Source organism: Devosia elaeis, assembly GCF_001650025.1.
GTDB classification, from domain to species: Bacteria; Pseudomonadota; Alphaproteobacteria; order Rhizobiales; family Devosiaceae; genus Devosia; species Devosia elaeis.
Map to the genome: position 1 here is coordinate 19,347 of NZ_LVVY01000061.1, position 16,505 is coordinate 35,851.

The window sequence follows — 16,505 nt, forward strand, 5'->3', positions numbered from 1 at the left end:
TTGTGGGTAAATTAGATACAGACTGCATGTATATAGATTTGAATAACATACAGGCAGTATGTATGCAAGTGGAAAGACGCAGCCAGGATGAGCGCCGCGCCGCCACCCGCCAGGCTTTGTTGCAGGCGGCGCGGGACCTGTTCGCCGACAAGGGCTATGCGGCCACCGGCACGCCGGAAATCGTGGCGGCGGCGGGGGTGACGCGGGGCGCGCTCTATCATCATTTCGCCGACAAGCTGGCCCTGTTCGCCGCCGTGGTGGAGGACGAGCATGCGGCGGTGGCCGCAGCCATCACCGCAATGGCCGATGGCGAGGGGGCGCCGGCCGACATGATCGATGCCCTGGTGGCCGGCGGGGACGCCTTTCTCGCCGCCATGCAGGATCCCGGCCGCCGCCGCATCATGCTGATCGACGCGCCGGCCGTGCTGGGGCCGGAGGCGCTCGACGCCATCAACCAGAAATATGGCCAGCGCACCCTGGTGGAGGGCGTGCAATGCGCCCGGGATGCCGGCGTGCTGGCCGATGTGCCGGTGGAGCCGGTGGCGCAATTGCTCGGCGCCCTGTTCGACCGCGCCGCCCTGGCGCCGGAAGCCGACATCCCGGCCTATCGGGCGGCGATGGAAGCTGTCATTCGGGGTTTGCGGAAAGCCTAAGGCCCCCTCACCCGGCCTGCGGCCGACCTCTCCCCCAAGGGAGAGGTGTCGCTCCGCGACATCGACAATCTCCCACCTCTCCCTTTGGGGGAGAGGTCGCCGCACAGCGGCGGGTGAGGGGGCCTTGAGCTCATAAAAAAGCGGGGCTTTCGCCCCGCCTTTCCTTCCCGGTCAGGTGACCAGGAAAATGATGATGATCAGCCAGATCGGCACGCCGAGCAGCCAGAGTGCGAGACCTTTGAACATTGTTTTTCTCCTCTCCTGGCCTTTTAGAAGCGACGGAAGACGTCGCTGAACACGCTGTTATGGTCGCGGTGATTGCCGCCCTTCTGGGCCGCCCAATAGGCGCCGATGGCCGAGATCAGCGAGGACGCCGCGAGCAGGAAGGCCGCGATGATGGCGGTGTTGCGGGCGATGCGGGCCGCCTCGATGGCCTCCTGGCGCGCCGCCTCGACATTGGCGGCCACCTGGTCGACGCGGGCCTGGGCCTCGTCGGGGGTCAGGCCGGTATTGGCCGTCACCACATTGGCCAGATAGGTGCGGTCCTCGGCAGCCAGCGTGCCGTCGCCCAGGGCCGCCTGGGCGAAGATGCGCCCGGCCTCGTCGCGCGCCACGCCCGGATCGACCGGGTTATTGGCGCGGAACAGGGTGTCGATGAAATAGGCATTGGGATCGGCCATGTCGGCTTCGCCCTCGGCCATGTTGGAGGCGGCGATGGTGGCCGTGGCCGCGGCATTGCCGGCGGCATTGGCGAAGGCGCCGATGCCGCCCACGGCCAGCACCGCGCCCACGATCAGCGCTCCGCCCCAGACCAGCAGGCCATGGGCGCCGTCGCGCATGTCGCTTTCATCCTCGCTGGCGTCGAAATGGCGCCGGCGCAGGCGGCCGGTGAGATAGCCGCCGGCCATGAAGCTCGAGATCTGCACCCAGAGGAACCAGCTCGCCGCGGCGATGCCGATCAGCACGGTGGGGGCGCCGTCGCGGGCATTGAAATCGACGAAGTTGAGGCCGATGGCCGAGCCGAAGCTGATCAGCACCAGCGAGACGGCCGAGGCGAAGACGATGCCGGCGAAAATGGCCGGCCAATCGACATAGCTGGCGTCCTCGCGGCCGCTGACGGGGCCGGTTTCGACGACGGCGATGCCGGATGGGGATTCAATGGTCATGTTCTGTCCTCCCGGGTTCACGATGCTCAGGCGAGGCCGATAAAGGACAGGATGGCCATGACGATAACGACCAGGCCGACCAGGTAGATAATGCTGTTCATGAGAAAGCCCTCTTGTTGTGACGCTCGTGGTCAGGCAACGGCACGAGGGCGGATTTTGTTCCGATTGCGGCACAGGCTATCGAGCGTGATCGCTGCGGCCTTCGCTCACTTGTTCCGTGATCCCAGCCTTCCGGGATCGTCACCCTTGGGCTTGACCCGAGGGTGACGAGCGGTGAGCGAGGCAAATGGGTGCCCGCCTGAGCCCTATTCAGAAACAAAACAGGCGGGGCTGATGCCCCGCCTGCATCCTCGATCAATGATCGAAGTTTATTTCAGGCCGTCGGTCACCACGCTGGTATAGGCGCCTTCCGGCGTCGCCTTGATGATGCCCTGGTCGAGCAGGGCCTGCACGGTGCGCTCATAGGTGGCCATGTCCAGCGCCGGATCGTCGGGATCGACCAGCTTGGTCACCTCGTTGACCATGTAGAACTGGTGGTCATATTCGGCCGCGCCGGTATCGTCGGCCTCGACCACGATCTCGGCCGCCTCTTCGGGGTTTTCCAGCGCATAGGCCCAGCCCTTCATCGAGGCGCGCACGAAGCGGGTATAGGCATCGACCTTGGCGGGATCGTCGAGGCTGTCTTCCATCACATAGAGACCGTCCTCGAGCAGGTCATTGCCCATTTCGGTATAGTTGAAGATGGTCAAATTATCCGGGCCATAGCCGGCATCGAGCGCCTGGCCATATTCGTTATAGGTCATCACCGAGATGCAATCGGCCTGGCCCTGGATCATGGGCTGGATGTCGAAGCTCTGCTGCAGCACGGTGACGCCGCCATCCGAGCCGTCGGTGGCCAGGCCCAGCTTGTTCATCCACGCAAAGAACGGATATTCGTTGCCGAAGAACCAGACGCCCAGCGTATGGCCGGGGAAATCGGCTTCGGTGGTGATGCCGGTTTCGGTGGGGCAGATCATCATCAGGCCAGAACGCTTGAAGGGCTGGGCGATATTGACCAGCGGCACGCCCGATTCCCGGGCCGCCATGCCGGCGGCCATCCAGGTGACGATGATATCGGCGCCGCCGCCGGCGATCACCTGTTCGGGGGCGATATTGGGGCCGCCGGGCAGGATGGTGATGTCGAGGTCTTCCTCGTCATAGAAGCCCTTGGCCTCGGCGACCAGATAGCCGGCGAACTGCGCCTGGGTGACCCATTTCAATTGCAGGGTCAGCGCATCGGCGGCCAGCACGGCCGGAGCGGCGGACAGCGCCAGGGCGCCGGCCATCAACCCGGTGATGATCTTGTTCATTTGTCGTTCCCTTTTCCCTTTACGCCCGTCCACCACGGACGGACGGATGCCAGAAGGTGACGCCCCTTTCGATGAGGGCGATCACCCCGTAGAAGGCGGACCCCGCGACCGCCGCAACGGCGATCTCCGCCCAGACCAGGTCGATGGCGAGACGCCCCACCCCGGTCGATATCCGGAAGCCCATTCCCACGACGGGCGTCCCGAAGAATTCCGCTACGATTGCGCCGATCAAGGCCAGAGTCGAGTTGATCTTGAGGGCGTTGAATATGAAGGGGCCCGCAGCGGGAAGCCTGAGCTTCATAAGGGTCTGCCAGTAATTGGCGGCATAGGTGCGCATGAGGTCGCGCTCGATGGCCGAGGCGGCATTGAGCCCGGCCACCGTGTTGACCAGCATGGGAAAGAAGGTCATGGCGACGACCACGGCCGCCTTGCTCTGCCAGTCAAAGCCGAACCACATGACCATGATCGGCGCGATGCCGATGATCGGCAGGGCCGACATGAAATTGCCGATGGGCATGATGCCGGCCTTGAGGAAGGGCGAGCGATCGACCAGGATCGCCACGGCCAGCCCCGCAAGACAGCCGATGGCATAGCCGGGCAGCACCGACTTGATGAAGGTTTGGACGAAATCGGCCCAGAGGATATTGGTCTCGGCCATGAGCCTCGCCCCGATGGCCGAGGGCGGCGGCAGCAGGACCGGCGGCACATTGGCGCCGCGCGTCACCACTTCCCAGATGACCAGCAAGGCCAGTCCGAAGGTGACGGGGATGACGAGGCCGGTGCCGGTCTCGGGCAAGCTGCCGGCGCGGATGGCGGCCGAGAGCCGTTCGACGAACAGCCAGGCAAAGGCCCAGGCGGCGATCAGCGCCAGCCAGTGATGCAGCGGCATGGCCTGGCCGACCGGCAGGGCCAGGAGCAGACCCATGGCGCCCAGCACCGCCAGGAGCCCGTCGAGCCAGAGGCTGAACGGCGCGAGGAGCCGCATGAGGCTCGCCCCGCCCAGCGCGAAGAACAGGGCCAGGAGCGGCGCATTGCCGAAAGTGGGGAGGCTCATGAGCAGGCCCAGCAGGGCCAGGCCGCCCGCCACCAGGCCGAGATAGAGCTGGAAGAAGGAAAGGTCGCGTCTCATGCCCGCGCCCCCATCCGGCCGTTCACCCATTTTTCGGCGCCGCCGACAATGGCGACCAGCACGGCGGCGAGGCCCGCCGCGATGAACAGCGCCGCCCAGATCTGGATGGTCTGGCCATTGTAGGAGCCGGTGAGCAGGCGCACGCCCAGGCCCCCGCCCGAGGCGTTGGAGAGCTCGGCCACCACCGCCCCGATCAGCGAAATGGCGATGCCCACCTTCATCGAGGCGAAGAGGAAGGGCATGGCGGCCGGCCAGCGCAATTTCCAGAATACCTGCACCGGACTGGCATCATAGGTGCGCAGCAGGTCGAGCTGGATGGCTTCGGGCGAGCGCAGGCCCTTGACCATGCCGACCACGACCGGGAAGAAACTCAGATACATCGAGATCAGCGCCTTGGGCACGAGCCCCGTCAACCCCACCGCGCCCAGCCCCACCACCACCATGGGCGCCACGGCCAGGATGGGAATGGTTTGGCTGGCGATGATCCAGGGCATGAGCGAGCGGTCCGAGGCATCGTTGTGGATGATGGCCACCGCCAGGACGATGCCGAGCATTGTGCCGAAGGCGAAGCCCAGCAACGTCGCCGAAAGCGTGATCCAGCCGTGATAGGCGAGCGAGCGGCGCGAGGTGATGTCGAGCGCGATGGTGGCGTTCCAGATTTCGCTCACCACCTGATGCGGCGCCGGCAGCACCGGCTTGTCCTGCGCCCAGGCCTGCTGCGCGAAATCCATGAAGGGCACGTTTTCGAGCCCGGCGCGATTGTTGAGCGTGTTCTGCCAGGGCGCGTTCATGTGAACGGCCATGGCGTACCAGAACAGCAGGAGGGCGAGGAGAATGGTGAGGACGGGGAGGATGCGGGTCATGATGTCATCCCTGCATCCCCGCACACCAGGCCTCCCCTCGCCCCTTGTGGGAGAGGGACAGGATTTTTGCGTTCAGCAAAAATCCAGGGTGAGGGGTTCTCTCCTCCGCAGAGGAGCGGGCGGTGAGCCCGCACACCCCTCATCCGCCCCTTTGGGGCACCTTCTCCCACAAGGGGAGAAGGGTGGTCGGTGAATGGGATGGCAGCCCCCATCACACATGCTCCTCCTCATAGCTGTGCCCGGCCCGCAGCCCGTCGCGCACCCGCGCGGCAATCTCCAAAAATTCCGGCGTCTCGCGGATATCGAGCGGCCGTTCGCGCGGCAGGGTGCTCTCGATCACATCGGTCACCCGGCCCGGGCGCGGCGACATGACCACGATGCGCGTCGACAGATAGACCGCCTCGGGGATGGAATGGGTGACGAAGCAGATGGTCTTGCCCGTCCGGTCCCAGAGTTTCAGCAATTCGGAATTGAGATGGTCGCGCACGATCTCGTCCAGCGCGCCGAAGGGTTCGTCCATCAGCAGCAGATCGGCATCGAAACTCAGCGCCCGGGCAATCGAAGCGCGCTGCTGCATGCCGCCCGAAAGCTGCCAGGGATATTTCTTCTCGAAGCCGGTGAGATTGACCAGCTCCAGGGTCGCCCTGACCCGTTCATGTTGCTGGGCCTGGCCATATCCCATGATCTCGAGCGGCAGGGCGACGTTCTTCTCGATGGTCCGCCAGGGATAGAGCGCCGCCGCCTGGAACACATAGCCATAGGCCCGCGCCCGGCGGGCCTCTTCGGGCGTCTGCCCATTGACGCTGAGCGTGCCCGATGTGGGTTTTTCCAGATCGGCAATAGCGCGCAGGAACGTGGTCTTGCCGCAGCCCGAAGGGCCGATGAAGGAAACGAATTCCCCCTTGCCGATGGTCAGGTTCACATCCTTGAGCGCCACCACGTCGCCATCGCCGGCGGGGAAGGTGAGGCCGAGATCCATTGCCTGAACCACGCTCATGGCAAGGCCCCCTCACCCGCCGCTTCGCGGCGACCTCTCCCCCAAGGGAGAGGTGAGGAAAGCACCGATGTCGCGCAGCGACACCTCTCCCTCTGGGGGAGAGGTCGGCCCGCAGGGCCGGGTGAGGGGGCCTTCAGCATCACGCTAACCAAATTCCGCATCAAACCCCCGTCGCCGGAATGCCGGACCGTTCCACCTTGCGCGGTGCGACGATCTCTTTCCACTGGCTGAGCGCCCTGTTCACAGGGTTCTTCGCTTCCCGGCCCACGAATTTGCCATGGCCGGGCTCGGCCTTCATCTCGTTCTCGACCATTGCCACCTTGCCCCGGCTCAGCACGAAGCGCGGCAGGCCCGTCACCTCGAAGCCTTCGAAGACATTGTAGTCGATCACCGATTGCTGGCTCTTGGCCGAAATGGTCTTTTTCCGCTTGGGGTCCCAGACCAGGAGATCGGCATCGGCACCGACCATGACGGCGCCCTTCTTCGGATAGAGATTGAGGATTTTGGCGATATTGGTCGAGGTCACCGCCACGAATTCGTTGGGCGTCAGCCGGCCGGTATTGACGCCAGCCGTCCAGAGCACCGGCAGCCGGTCCTCCAGCCCGCCCGTGCCGTTCGGGATCTTGGCGAAATTGCCGACGCCATTGCGCTTCTGCGCGGTGGTGAAGGCGCAATGGTCGGTGGCCACACAGGACAGCGAGCCCGATTGCAGCCCGGCCCAGAGCGAATCCTGGTGCGCCTTGTTGCGGAAGGGCGGCGACATGACCCGGCGCGCCGCATGGTCCCAATCGGGATTGAAATATTCGCTTTCGTCCAGCGTCAGGTGCTGGATCAGCGGCTCGCCATAGACGCGCATGCCCTTCTGCCGGGCGCGGCGGATGGCTTCATGGGCCTGCTCGCAGGAGACATGCACCACATAGAGCGGCACACCGGCCATGTCGGCCAGCATGATGGCGCGATTGGTGGCCTCGCCCTCCACTTCCGGCGGCCGGCTATAGGCATGCCCCTCCGGCCCACTATTGCCCTCGGCCAGGAGCTTGGCCGTCATGGCCGCCACCACGTCGCCATTCTCGGCATGGACCAGGGGCAGCGCGCCCAGCGCGGCGCAGCGCTGGAAGGAGGCGAACATCTCGTCGTCGTTCACCATCAGGGAGCCCTTATAGGCCATGAAATGCTTGAAGCTGGTGATGCCCCGATCCACCACCTCGGCCATTTCCTCGAAGACCTGCTCGCCCCACCAGGTGATGGCCATGTGGAAGGAATAATCGGCCGAGGCCTTGCCGGTCTTGTTGTCCCACATCTGCAGCGCCTCGAGCAGGCTCTGGCCGGGGTTGGGCAGGCAGAAATCCACCACCATGGTCGTGCCGCCCGCCAGCCCCGCCCGCGTGCCGCTCTCGAAATCATCGGCCGAATAGGTGCCCATGAAGGGCATTTCGAGATGGGTATGCGGATCGATGCCGCCGGGCATGACATAGCAGCCGGTGGCGTCGAGAATGTCGTCGCCGGAGAGGTTCCTGCCGATCTCGACAATGGTCTCGCCCTCGATCTTCACATCGGCCTGGTAGGAGAGATCGGCGGTGACAATGGTGCCGTTCTTGATGATCGTGCTCATGCTGTGTTCCCTTGGTTTATTGCTGGCCCCTCTTCACCTCTCCCCGGGGGGAGAGGTCGGGCTTCGCGAAGCGAAGACCGGGTGAGGGGGCCTTTTCGAGATGCATCGCGATCGCCTGAAGCACCCCATCGATATTGCTGAGGACATCATTGTTCCAGAAGCGGAGCACGGCATAGCCATGTCCCATCAGCTCCAGTGTCCTTTGATCGTCCCGGCTACTCTCTGCGTGTTGCCCGCCATCAAGCTCGACGAGCAGGTCGGCCTCCCGGCAGGCAAAATCGGCAATGAATCGCCCCACCGGTTCCTGCCGCACGAACTTGAAGCCCAGCAATTGCCGATTGCGCAACCGCGACCACAATTTGCGCTCGGCGTCGGTCATATTGATGCGGAGCACCCTGGCGGCCTTCTGGGCGAAGCGGGTTTTGAGATTGCTCATAAGGCCCCCTCACCCGGCCCTGCGGGCCGACCTCTCCCCCAAAGGGAGAGGTGTCGCTGCGCGACGCACGGCCTCCTCCTACCTCTCCCTGGGGGGAGAGGTCGCTGCGCAGCAGCGGGTGAGGGGGCCTTGCGCATCATCCGAATCTCACTCCACCACCCCCGCCGTTTCCACTACGGCGTGGAACAGCACATCGGCGCCGGCCGTCGCCCAGTCCTTGGAGATGTCTTCAGCCTCGTTATGGCTCAGCCCATCCACACAGGGGCACATGATCATGGTGGCCGGCGCCACCTTGGCCGCCCAGCAGGCGTCGTGCCCGGCGCCGGAAATGATGTTCATATGGCTGTAGCCGAGCTTTTCGGCTGCCGCGCGCACCCGGCTCACCAATGTCGGATCGAAGGTGACCGGATCGAAATGGCCCACCGCTTCCACCGCGCAGCCGACGCCCAGTTCGGCGCAGATTTCGGCGGCCCCGGCCTCGATGGCCGCCCGCATCCGGTCGAGCTTGGCCTGGTCGGGCGAGCGGATATCGACGGTGAACACCACCTGCCCCGGCAGCACATTGCGCGAATTGGGGGCGAATTTCACCTGCCCCACCCCGCCCACGGCGCCGGGCTGCTCGCCCATGGCCACGTCCTGCACCATCTCGAAGATGCGGGCCATGGCCAGCCCGGCATTGACGCGCATGTTCATCGGCGTCGAGCCGGTATGGGCCTCCTTGCCGGTCAGGGTGAATTCGAGCCACCACAAGCCCTGGCAATGGGTGACGACGCCGATCTGCTTGTCTTCGGCTTCGAGGATCGGGCCCTGCTCGATGTGATATTCGAAATAGGCGTGCATTTTCCGCGCGCCCACCTCTTCCTCGCCCACCCAGCCGATGCGCTCCAGCTCGTCGCCGAACCTTTTGCCCTCGAGATCGGTGCGGGCATAGGCATGCGCGATGGGAATGACGCCGGCGAAGACGCCCGAGGCCAGCATGGCCGGGGCGAAGCGCGCGCCCTCCTCATTGGTCCAATTGGTGACGACGATGGGATGGCGCGTCCTGATGCCCAGATCATTGAGCGAGCGCACGACTTCGAGCCCCGCCAGCACCCCCAGCACGCCGTCATATTTGCCGCCGGTGGGCTGGGTATCGAGATGGGAGCCGATATAGACCGGCAGCGCCTCGGGATCGTTGCCGGGCCGGGTCATGAACATGGTGCCCATCTTGTCGACGCCCATGGAAAGCCCGGCCTCTTCGCACCAGCTCCGGAACAGCTCCCTGCCCTCCTTGTCCGCATCGGTCAGCGTCTGCCGGTTATTGCCCCCGGCAATGCCCGGCCCGACCTTGGCCATCTCCATCAGGCTCTCCCAGAGCCGGTCGCCATTGATCCGAAGGTTTTCGCCGGGAGAGGTCATGCTGTGTGCTCGCGAGGTAAATCGAAACCAAAAGCCCCGTCGTCGCGAATGAGCGAACGGCGGGGCCGGGACGACATTGGAGAGAGCGGGCATGGCTCGCTCCCGTGGGAGTGGAGGCGGCAGGTCAGCGATGGATGTTTGACGCTGACCATATTGCCTACTTCACACTCGGAAACGAAAATTCCGCGCCGCCCTTGATGCCGGCGGGCCAGCGGGTGGTGACGGTTTTGAGCCTTGTATAGAAGTGGATGCCTTCGGGCCCGTAGATGGAATGATCGCCGAACAGGCTTCGCTTCCAGCCGCCGAAGGAGTGATAGGCCACCGGCACCGGGATCGGCACGTTGATGCCGACCATGCCCACTTCGATCCTGTCGGCGAAGTCGCGGGCGGCGTCGCCGTCGCGGGTGAAGATCGCCGTGCCATTGGCATATTCGTGGCCATGGATCAGATCGACCGCGTCCTTGAAGCTGTCGCGGCGCACCACGGAGAGGACCGGGCCGAAGATTTCGTCTCTATAGATGTCCATATGCGGCTCGACATTGTCGAACAAAGTGCCGCCGACATAATAGCCGTTTTCATAGCCCTGCAGGGTGAAGCCGCGGCCATCGACCACCAGCTTGGCGCCCTGTTCCTCGCCCTTGTCGATATAGGAGAGTATCTTGTCGCGGTGCATTTTCGTCACCACCGGACCCATTTCGGCGTCCTTGTCGGTGGCGGGGCCGATCTTGAGGCTTTCGACGCGCGGCTTGAGCTTGGCCACCAGCGCATCGGCCGTGTCCTTGCCCACCGGCACGGCGACCGAAATGGCCATGCAGCGTTCGCCGGCCGAGCCATAGCCGGCGCCCATCAAGGCATCCGCCGCCTGGTCGAGATCGGCATCGGGCATGATGATCATGTGGTTCTTGGCGCCGCCCAGGGCCTGGACGCGCTTACCGGCCCTGGTGCCGCGCTGATAGACATATTCGGCGATCGGGGTGGAGCCCACGAAAGACACCGCCGCGATATCGGGATGGTCGAGAATGCCGTCGACCATTTCCTTGTCGCCATGGACGATATTGAGGATCCCCTCGGGCAGGCCGGCTTCCATGAACAGGTTCCAGGCCAGCATGGGGGCGGAGGGGTCGCGCTCGGAGGGTTTCAGGATGAAGGCATTGCCGCAGGCAATGGCCGCCGGATACATCCACATCGGCACCATGGCCGGGAAGTTGAACGGGGTGATGCCGGCCACCACGCCCAGCGGCTGGCGATCCGAATAGGTGTCGATGTTCGGCCCAACATTGCGGGAGAATTCGCCCTTGAGCAGATGCGGGATGCCGCAGGCGAAATCCACGCAATCGATGCCGCGCGCCACTTCCCCCAGCGCATCGTCATGCACCTTGCCGTGCTCTTTCGAAATCTCGCGGGCGATATCGTCGGCATATTGATCGAGCAATGCCTTGAACTTGAACAGCACCCGGGCGCGCTTCATCGGCGGGGTATGGCCCCAGGCCACCTGCGCCTTCTTGGCCGAGGCGACGGCCGCGTCCAGTTCGGAGAGGGTCGAGAGCGGCAATTCGGCGCTCTGCTCGCCGGTGGCGGGATTGAACACGGGCACGCGCCGGGTCGAAGACGACACATAGCGCTTTCCGGCGACGGCGTTCTCGATGATCTGCATCAGAGGTTCCTCTCCTTGGCGGGAACAAAAATTCTATATTTCCATCTATAGAATGTATGTTCCATTTTACTCAAGCGTCTTGAGGATGCCCGAGAGCGTCGAAACGATCTGGTCGATCTGGTTTTCCGAGACGATCAGCGGCGGCGACAGCGCGATGATGTCGCCGGTGGTGCGGATCAGCAGGCCCTGCTCGAACGCCTTGAGGAAGGCGGCAAAGGCGCGCTTGGTCGGTGCCCCCTCGATGGGCTGCAATTCGATCGCGCCGACCAGCCCGATATTGCGGATATCGATGATATGCGGCAGGCCCTTGAGGCTGTGCAGCCCGTCTTCCCACACCTTGGCGAGCGCCGCCCCGCGCGTGAGAAGGCCCTCGTCCTTATAGGTTTCGAGCGTCGCCAAAGCCGCCGCCGAGGCGATCGGATTGCCCGAATAGGTATAGCCGTGGAAGAACTCGATGACGTGTTCCGGCCCGGTCATGAAGGCGTCGTGGATCTCCCTGGACACCATGACCGCGCCCATCGGAATGACGCCATTGGTCAGGCCCTTGGCGGTGACCATGATATCGGGGGTGACGCCGAAATAATCGGCCGCGAAGGGCGTGCCCAGCCGCCCATAGCCGGTGATCACCTCGTCGAAGATCAGCAATATGCCGTGCTTTTTGGTGATCTCGCGCAGGCGCTTCAAATAGCCCGGCGGCGGAATGAGCACCCCGGTCGAGCCGGCCACCGGCTCGACGATGACCGCGGCGATGGTCGAGGCATCATGCAGGCCAACGATGCGTTCCAGCTCATCCGCCAGGTCGGCGCCATGCGCCGGCTCGCCGCGCGAAAAGGCGTTCTTGGCAAGGTTATGCGTGTGCGGCAGGTGATCGACGCCGGTGAGCAGGGTGCCGAACATCTTGCGATTGGGCACGATGCCGCCCACCGAAATACCGCCGAAATTGACGCCGTGATAGCCGCGCTCGCGCCCGATCAGCCGGAAGCGGCTGCCCTCGCCCTTCACCCGGTGATAGGCCAAGGCCACCTTGAGCGCCGTCTCCACCGATTCCGAGCCGGAATTGGTGAACAGCACATGGTCCAGCCCCTCGGGCGCCAGGTCCACCAGCCGATTGGCCAGTTCGAACGCCTTGGGATGGCCCATCTGGAAGGCGGGGGCATAATCGAGCTCGGCCGCCTGGCTGGCGATGGCTTCGACGATCCTCGGCCGGGCATGGCCGGCATTGACGCACCATAGGCCCGCCGTGCCGTCCAGCACCTGGCGGCCATCGCTGGTCGTGTAATGCATGTCCTTGGCGGCCACGAACATGCGCGGGGATTTCTTGAACTGCCGGTTTGCCGTAAAGGGCATCCAGAAGGCGCTGAGGTCGTTCGGCGCAATATTGGATGAAGTGGACACGAAACTCTCGCTCCCGATGAATTGGCCCGGCCGTCGTTTTGGGCCTTGACGCGCGGACGCGAACCCAAGAAATTTTGACCAGTTGGAAAAATGTTAGCATCCCTACACATTCCCGCAAGGCGAAAATGGCACCGAGAAAAGTGAAGGCGGCCGACCAGAAGCGGAGCGACGGTCTGCCGGGCGGCCGCATGCCCCGCAGCCGGCCGCAGACCCGCATCCAGAGGGAAAAGCAGGACATCATCCTGGAAGCGGCTCTGGAAGTGTTCTCGGTCCACGGCTTCCGCGGCGCCACCATCGACCAGATCGCCGAGGTGGCGGGGATGAGCAAACCCAACCTGCTCTATTATTTTCCCAAGAAGGAAGAAATCCACCGGCGCCTGATCTCCACCCTGCTCGACACCTGGCTGGCGCCGTTGCGCGAGATGGACGAGGACGGCGATCCCTTCGCCGAAATCCGCTCCTATATCCGCCGCAAGCTGGAAATGGCCCGCGACTTTCCCCGCGAAAGCCGGCTCTTCGCCAATGAAATGCTGCGCGGCGCCGAACATGTCATCGACATGATCGAGATCGACCTCAAGAACCTGGTGGACGAAAAGGCCCGCGTCATGCAGGTCTGGATGGACCAGGGCAAGCTCGCCCGCACCGATCCCTATCACCTGATCTTTTCCATCTGGGCCACCACCCAGCACTACGCCGATTTCGACGTGCAGGTGCGCGCCGTGCTGGGCAAGGACCGCAATGGCGAAGGCCGCTTCGACGACGCCGCCCGCTATCTCGAACAGCTCTTCATGCACGGCCTGACCCCCAGGCAGCGGCAGGGCACGAAAACGGCCTGACGCCCGCGCATGAGGCGCCACCCGCGGCGTCATTCCCGCGAAAGCGGGAACCCCTGTTATTCAAAACGGAGGTCCCGCTTGCGCGGGGATGACATCGCGCAAGCTGATGGAGCCTCTATCGACTCCCCCCATGAGGGGAGGGAATGAGGGTGGGGGTCCATCAGTATTCCACAAAAGCCAGCCCTCCCCAGCCCTCCGCAAGGGCAGGTCTATCGCCTATAGCCAAATGTCTCCCGCCTGCCGGCACCCCCTCCCATCCTCCCCCGTCAAGGGGGAGGTGCCGCATCCAGTGCGGGGCAGTATTTGCGTCTCATACGCCGGCCCGGCACCCTTGCGGGGAGGGATGGGGTGGGGGGCGCCCCCCTCGATCCTATCGGCCCATATGCGATATCCCTCTCTCAAGGGGGAGGCGGCGAAAGCACCAAACTTACCGAGCAAACCGAAGCCCCTTCTCCCCTCGCGAGAGAAGAGCCTGCCCCCGGGCTTGACCCGAGGGTGCCCGAAGGGCGGATGAGGGGCTTCGAGCCGCCCCGCAGGGCAAATCTCTCCGGTGGAGAGGTTTGAGGCGAGAAGGCCATGAGCGCTATGCGCGAATGGCGGAGCGTCGCCCCTGCTTCCATCACCGCAGCAGCAATAGACCTCATCCTGAGCCTGTCGAAGGACGAGGTCGTGGCACTCATCTTCCCGCGTTCCCGCCCCCGTGGTTCGACAAGCTCACCATGAGGTCTCCGGACCTTTTCCGCGAATTTCCCTCCCCCACCCGCCCCGGCCATCCCCGCCCAGCACACCCGCCATTAACCCGGCCCGGTCATGCTGGCGCGCCGCTCATCCTCCAGAGGCTCCGCGTGTCCGCCCAATTCCCTCCCCTCGCCCGCCGCGACTGGCTTTCCCTGCTGCTCGTCTGGGGCCTTGCGGCCGGGGCGCTGCTGCTACGCGGCGCCAATGCCGGCGCCGATGGGCCGCTGTTCGGGGATACCGACGACGCCATGCGCATGGTGGTGGTGCGCGATTTCCTCGCCGGGCAGGGCTGGCATGACCTGGTCCAGCACCGGCTCAACACGCCCTATGGCGTGGAAATCCACTGGTCGCGGCTGATCGATGTGCCGCTGGCGGGCCTCCTCGCCCTGTCGGGCCTGGTCTTCGGCCCCGCCGCCATCGCGGTGACCGGCACGCTCTGGCCGCTGCTGCTCCTGGCCGTCATGCTCTATCTGTCGGCGCGGGTGACGCTGGACCTGGTGGGCCGCGAGGGCCTGGTGGCCGCTCTGGTCCTGCCCATTCTCGCTCCCGCCATCCTGGCCGAATTCATGCCCGGCCGGCTCGACCATCACAATGTCATCGTGCTCTTGACCATGGCGGGGCTACTGGCGGCCCTGCGCGCGCTCCGGCAGCCGCTCTGGGCCTGGCTGGGCGGGCTCATCGCCGCGACGGCCCTGGCCATCGCCATCGAGGCCCTGCCCGGCATCGTCGCCGCCATCCTGGCCTTCGGCCTGGCCTACGTCGCCGATCCGGCCCGGGCCGCCAATCTGCGCCGCTTCGGGCTCGGCTTCGCTTTTGGCATGGTGGGCCATCTCATGCTGGCGCGCCCTCTCGCGCTCTGGTTCGAGGCCGCCTGCGACATGATCTCGCCGGTCTATGTGCTGGCCGGCCTCATGGTGGGCGCGGCCTATCTATTGGCTTCGCTCCTGCCCGCGCCGCGCCTGGCCTGGCAACGCCTGGCCCTGCTCGCGATCCTGGGGCTGGCCGCCATCGCCGTTGTCGTCCTGGCCTATCCGCAATGCCTGGCCGGCCCCTATGCCGAGCTCGATCCCTGGCTGATCGACAATTGGATCGCCGCCATCGTCGAGGCCAAGCCCTGGCACCGCTCGCTGGGCGAAATTCCCGCCTATGCCGTGGGCGTGGGCGTGCCGGTGCTGATCGGGCTTTTCGCCGGCCTCGCCGCGCTCCGCCTGGAACGGCAAAGCCGGCTCGAATGGCTGATCCTCCTGGTCTTCATCGCCGCCACGGCGCTGATCATGCTGGCGCAGGTGCGCGGGGCGCGGCTGGCCGTGCTGCCCGCCGTGCCCGCCGCCGCCTGGCTCATCGCCCGGGCCCGGCAGGCCTATCTCGCGCGCCGCGGGGCCGGGGAGATCGCCGCCCTGCTCGGGGCCTGGCTCGCCTCGGCGGGCATCGTGCTCATGCTGGGCACCGGCGCGGTCCTGGCGCTGCTGCCCCAGCCATCGGCCACCGGCGCCCGCGCCGCCGATATATCGAGCGGGCGCGCCGCCTGCCTTGCCCCTGCTGCCTATGTGGATTTGCGCGGCCTGCCGCCCGAGCGCATCATGGCGCCGATCGACCTGGGCTCGCATATCCTGCTCGAAACCGGCCATGCCGTGGTCTCGGCGCCCTATCATCGCAACGAGGCGGGCCTGCTCGACACGTTCCGCTTCTTCAACCGCCCCGCCGAGGGGGCCCGCGCCATCGCCGCCGCGCGGGGGCTGGGCCTCGTGGTCACCTGCCCGGCCTTGCCGGAAATGCAGGGCCCGGCCCGCGCCGAGCCGGGCACGCTGCTCAATCTCCTGGCCGAAGGCGATCCGCCCGACTGGCTGGCCGACGTTTCCCTGGACGGCCCGCTCAAAATCTATGCCGTCCTGCCCCCGAACCTCGCGCCCTAGTCCAGGCCCAGCGCCGTCCGGGCCTTGCGGCTCAGCCTTTGCGCCACGAGGCCATGGGCGGCCACGATATAGGCACGAACCTCGGCATCATCGAGCGGGCTCAGATGGGAAATCGCCACCCAGCCGGCGCGGGCGAAATAGGGCGCGGGCCGGATGCCGGGCACATCCGTCATCAGCTCGAACGCCATGTCCGACACCTTGAGCCAGACCTCGCCGGGATCGCGATCGAGCAGGCAGAAGATCCGGCCGCCGACCTTGGCCACCGAATCATCGCGCCATTGCCGCACCAGGGTCGCGGCCGGCAGGCCGAGCACGAAGGCCTCGAAGGCCGGACGATGCATTATGGGCAGATGGGGCATGGTCAAG

14 protein-coding genes are annotated in these 16,505 nt (G+C 65.2%); 3 read left to right on the forward strand and 11 right to left on the reverse strand.

The genetic code is table 11. From position 1 onward, the window contains the following. Nucleotides 1-62 precede the first annotated feature (62 nt). Nucleotides 63-653, forward strand: a complete 591-nt coding sequence (locus A3840_RS02370; RefSeq protein ID WP_067451291.1) for a TetR/AcrR family transcriptional regulator — start codon at nt 63-65, stop codon at nt 651-653. Nucleotides 654-922: 269 nt separating this feature from the next. On the opposite strand, the gene A3840_RS02375 is transcribed toward A3840_RS02370, so the two are convergent. The 10 genes from A3840_RS02375 to aptA form a co-directional block, all read right to left on the reverse strand. Beyond that, the gene (locus A3840_RS02375) at nt 923-1,819 is read right to left on the reverse strand and encodes a hypothetical protein (protein ID WP_067451294.1); all 897 of its coding nucleotides are present in this window, start codon (nt 1,817-1,819) and stop codon (nt 923-925) included. 368 nt (nt 1,820-2,187) lie between these two features. Beyond that, complete coding sequence (locus tag A3840_RS02380) at nt 2,188-3,168, reverse strand: ABC transporter substrate-binding protein (protein ID WP_067451297.1); 981 nt, start codon at nt 3,166-3,168, stop codon at nt 2,188-2,190. Between the two features lie 19 nt (nt 3,169-3,187). Continuing rightward, entirely contained in the window at nt 3,188-4,153 is a 966-nt protein-coding gene (locus A3840_RS02385; protein ID WP_425388831.1) for an ABC transporter permease, read from the reverse strand. Nucleotides 4,154-4,293: 140 nt separating this feature from the next. Then, on the reverse strand, nt 4,294-5,160 hold the full coding sequence (locus A3840_RS02390; protein WP_067451300.1) for an ABC transporter permease: 867 nt from the start codon (nt 5,158-5,160) through the stop codon (nt 4,294-4,296). Nucleotides 5,161-5,371: 211 nt separating this feature from the next. Next, nucleotides 5,372-6,157, reverse strand: coding sequence for an ABC transporter ATP-binding protein (locus A3840_RS02395; protein WP_067451303.1), 786 nt, complete (start codon nt 6,155-6,157; stop codon nt 5,372-5,374). Nucleotides 6,158-6,317: 160 nt separating this feature from the next. Further along, the gene (hydA, locus tag A3840_RS02400; protein WP_067451306.1) at nt 6,318-7,769 is read right to left on the reverse strand and encodes a dihydropyrimidinase; all 1,452 of its coding nucleotides are present in this window, start codon (nt 7,767-7,769) and stop codon (nt 6,318-6,320) included. A 16-nt stretch (nt 7,770-7,785) separates the two neighbouring features. Continuing rightward, on the reverse strand, nt 7,786-8,205 hold the full coding sequence (locus A3840_RS02405) for an endonuclease domain-containing protein (RefSeq protein WP_067451309.1): 420 nt from the start codon (nt 8,203-8,205) through the stop codon (nt 7,786-7,788). A 147-nt stretch (nt 8,206-8,352) separates the two neighbouring features. After that, on the reverse strand, nt 8,353-9,603 hold the full coding sequence (locus tag A3840_RS02410; RefSeq protein ID WP_067451312.1) for a Zn-dependent hydrolase: 1,251 nt from the start codon (nt 9,601-9,603) through the stop codon (nt 8,353-8,355). Between the two features lie 157 nt (nt 9,604-9,760). After that, a complete protein-coding gene (locus A3840_RS02415; protein WP_067451315.1) occupies nt 9,761-11,257 on the reverse strand; it encodes a CoA-acylating methylmalonate-semialdehyde dehydrogenase in 1,497 nt (498 codons plus the stop codon). A 66-nt stretch (nt 11,258-11,323) separates the two neighbouring features. Then, the gene (gene aptA / locus A3840_RS02420; RefSeq protein WP_067451384.1) at nt 11,324-12,604 is read right to left on the reverse strand and encodes an omega-aminotransferase AptA; all 1,281 of its coding nucleotides are present in this window, start codon (nt 12,602-12,604) and stop codon (nt 11,324-11,326) included. 236 nt (nt 12,605-12,840) lie between these two features. Between aptA and A3840_RS02425 the strand changes: the two genes are divergently transcribed. Both A3840_RS02425 and A3840_RS02430 read left to right on the forward strand, forming a co-directional pair. Further along, nucleotides 12,841-13,488, forward strand: a complete 648-nt coding sequence (locus A3840_RS02425; RefSeq protein ID WP_067451387.1) for a TetR family transcriptional regulator C-terminal domain-containing protein — start codon at nt 12,841-12,843, stop codon at nt 13,486-13,488. Nucleotides 13,489-14,333: 845 nt separating this feature from the next. Continuing rightward, nucleotides 14,334-16,139 carry a hypothetical protein gene (locus tag A3840_RS02430; RefSeq protein ID WP_067451318.1) on the forward strand — a complete coding sequence of 602 codons (1,806 nt, stop codon included), beginning with the start codon at nt 14,334-14,336 and terminating at the stop codon, nt 16,137-16,139. On the opposite strand, the gene A3840_RS02435 is transcribed toward A3840_RS02430, so the two are convergent. Further along, nucleotides 16,136-16,498: an MmcQ/YjbR family DNA-binding protein gene (locus tag A3840_RS02435; RefSeq protein WP_245676534.1), complete on the reverse strand. Its 363-nt coding sequence runs from the start codon at nt 16,496-16,498 to the stop codon at nt 16,136-16,138. The genes A3840_RS02430 and A3840_RS02435 overlap by 4 nt on opposite strands. Between the last annotated feature and the right edge of the window lie 7 nt (nt 16,499-16,505).

Bases quoted from the DNA above. Each gene is read 5' to 3' on its own strand.
- A3840_RS02370 (WP_067451291.1), top strand. From the start codon at position 63: ATGCAAGTGGAAAGACGCAGCCAGGATGAGCGCCGCGCCGCCACCCGC.
- A3840_RS02375 (WP_067451294.1), bottom strand. From the start codon at position 1,819: ATGACCATTGAATCCCCATCCGGCATCGCCGTCGTCGAAACCGGCCCC.
- A3840_RS02380 (WP_067451297.1), bottom strand. From the start codon at position 3,168: ATGAACAAGATCATCACCGGGTTGATGGCCGGCGCCCTGGCGCTGTCC.
- A3840_RS02385 (WP_425388831.1), bottom strand. From the start codon at position 4,153: ATGCGGCTCCTCGCGCCGTTCAGCCTCTGGCTCGACGGGCTCCTGGCG.
- A3840_RS02390 (WP_067451300.1), bottom strand. From the start codon at position 5,160: ATGACCCGCATCCTCCCCGTCCTCACCATTCTCCTCGCCCTCCTGCTG.
- A3840_RS02395 (WP_067451303.1), bottom strand. From the start codon at position 6,157: ATGAGCGTGGTTCAGGCAATGGATCTCGGCCTCACCTTCCCCGCCGGC.
- hydA (WP_067451306.1), bottom strand. From the start codon at position 7,769: ATGAGCACGATCATCAAGAACGGCACCATTGTCACCGCCGATCTCTCC.
- A3840_RS02405 (WP_067451309.1), bottom strand. From the start codon at position 8,205: ATGAGCAATCTCAAAACCCGCTTCGCCCAGAAGGCCGCCAGGGTGCTC.
- A3840_RS02410 (WP_067451312.1), bottom strand. From the start codon at position 9,603: ATGACCTCTCCCGGCGAAAACCTTCGGATCAATGGCGACCGGCTCTGG.
- A3840_RS02415 (WP_067451315.1), bottom strand. From the start codon at position 11,257: ATGCAGATCATCGAGAACGCCGTCGCCGGAAAGCGCTATGTGTCGTCT.
- aptA (WP_067451384.1), bottom strand. From the start codon at position 12,604: ATGCCCTTTACGGCAAACCGGCAGTTCAAGAAATCCCCGCGCATGTTC.
- A3840_RS02425 (WP_067451387.1), top strand. From the start codon at position 12,841: ATGCCCCGCAGCCGGCCGCAGACCCGCATCCAGAGGGAAAAGCAGGAC.
- A3840_RS02435 (WP_245676534.1), bottom strand. From the start codon at position 16,498: ATGCCCCATCTGCCCATAATGCATCGTCCGGCCTTCGAGGCCTTCGTG.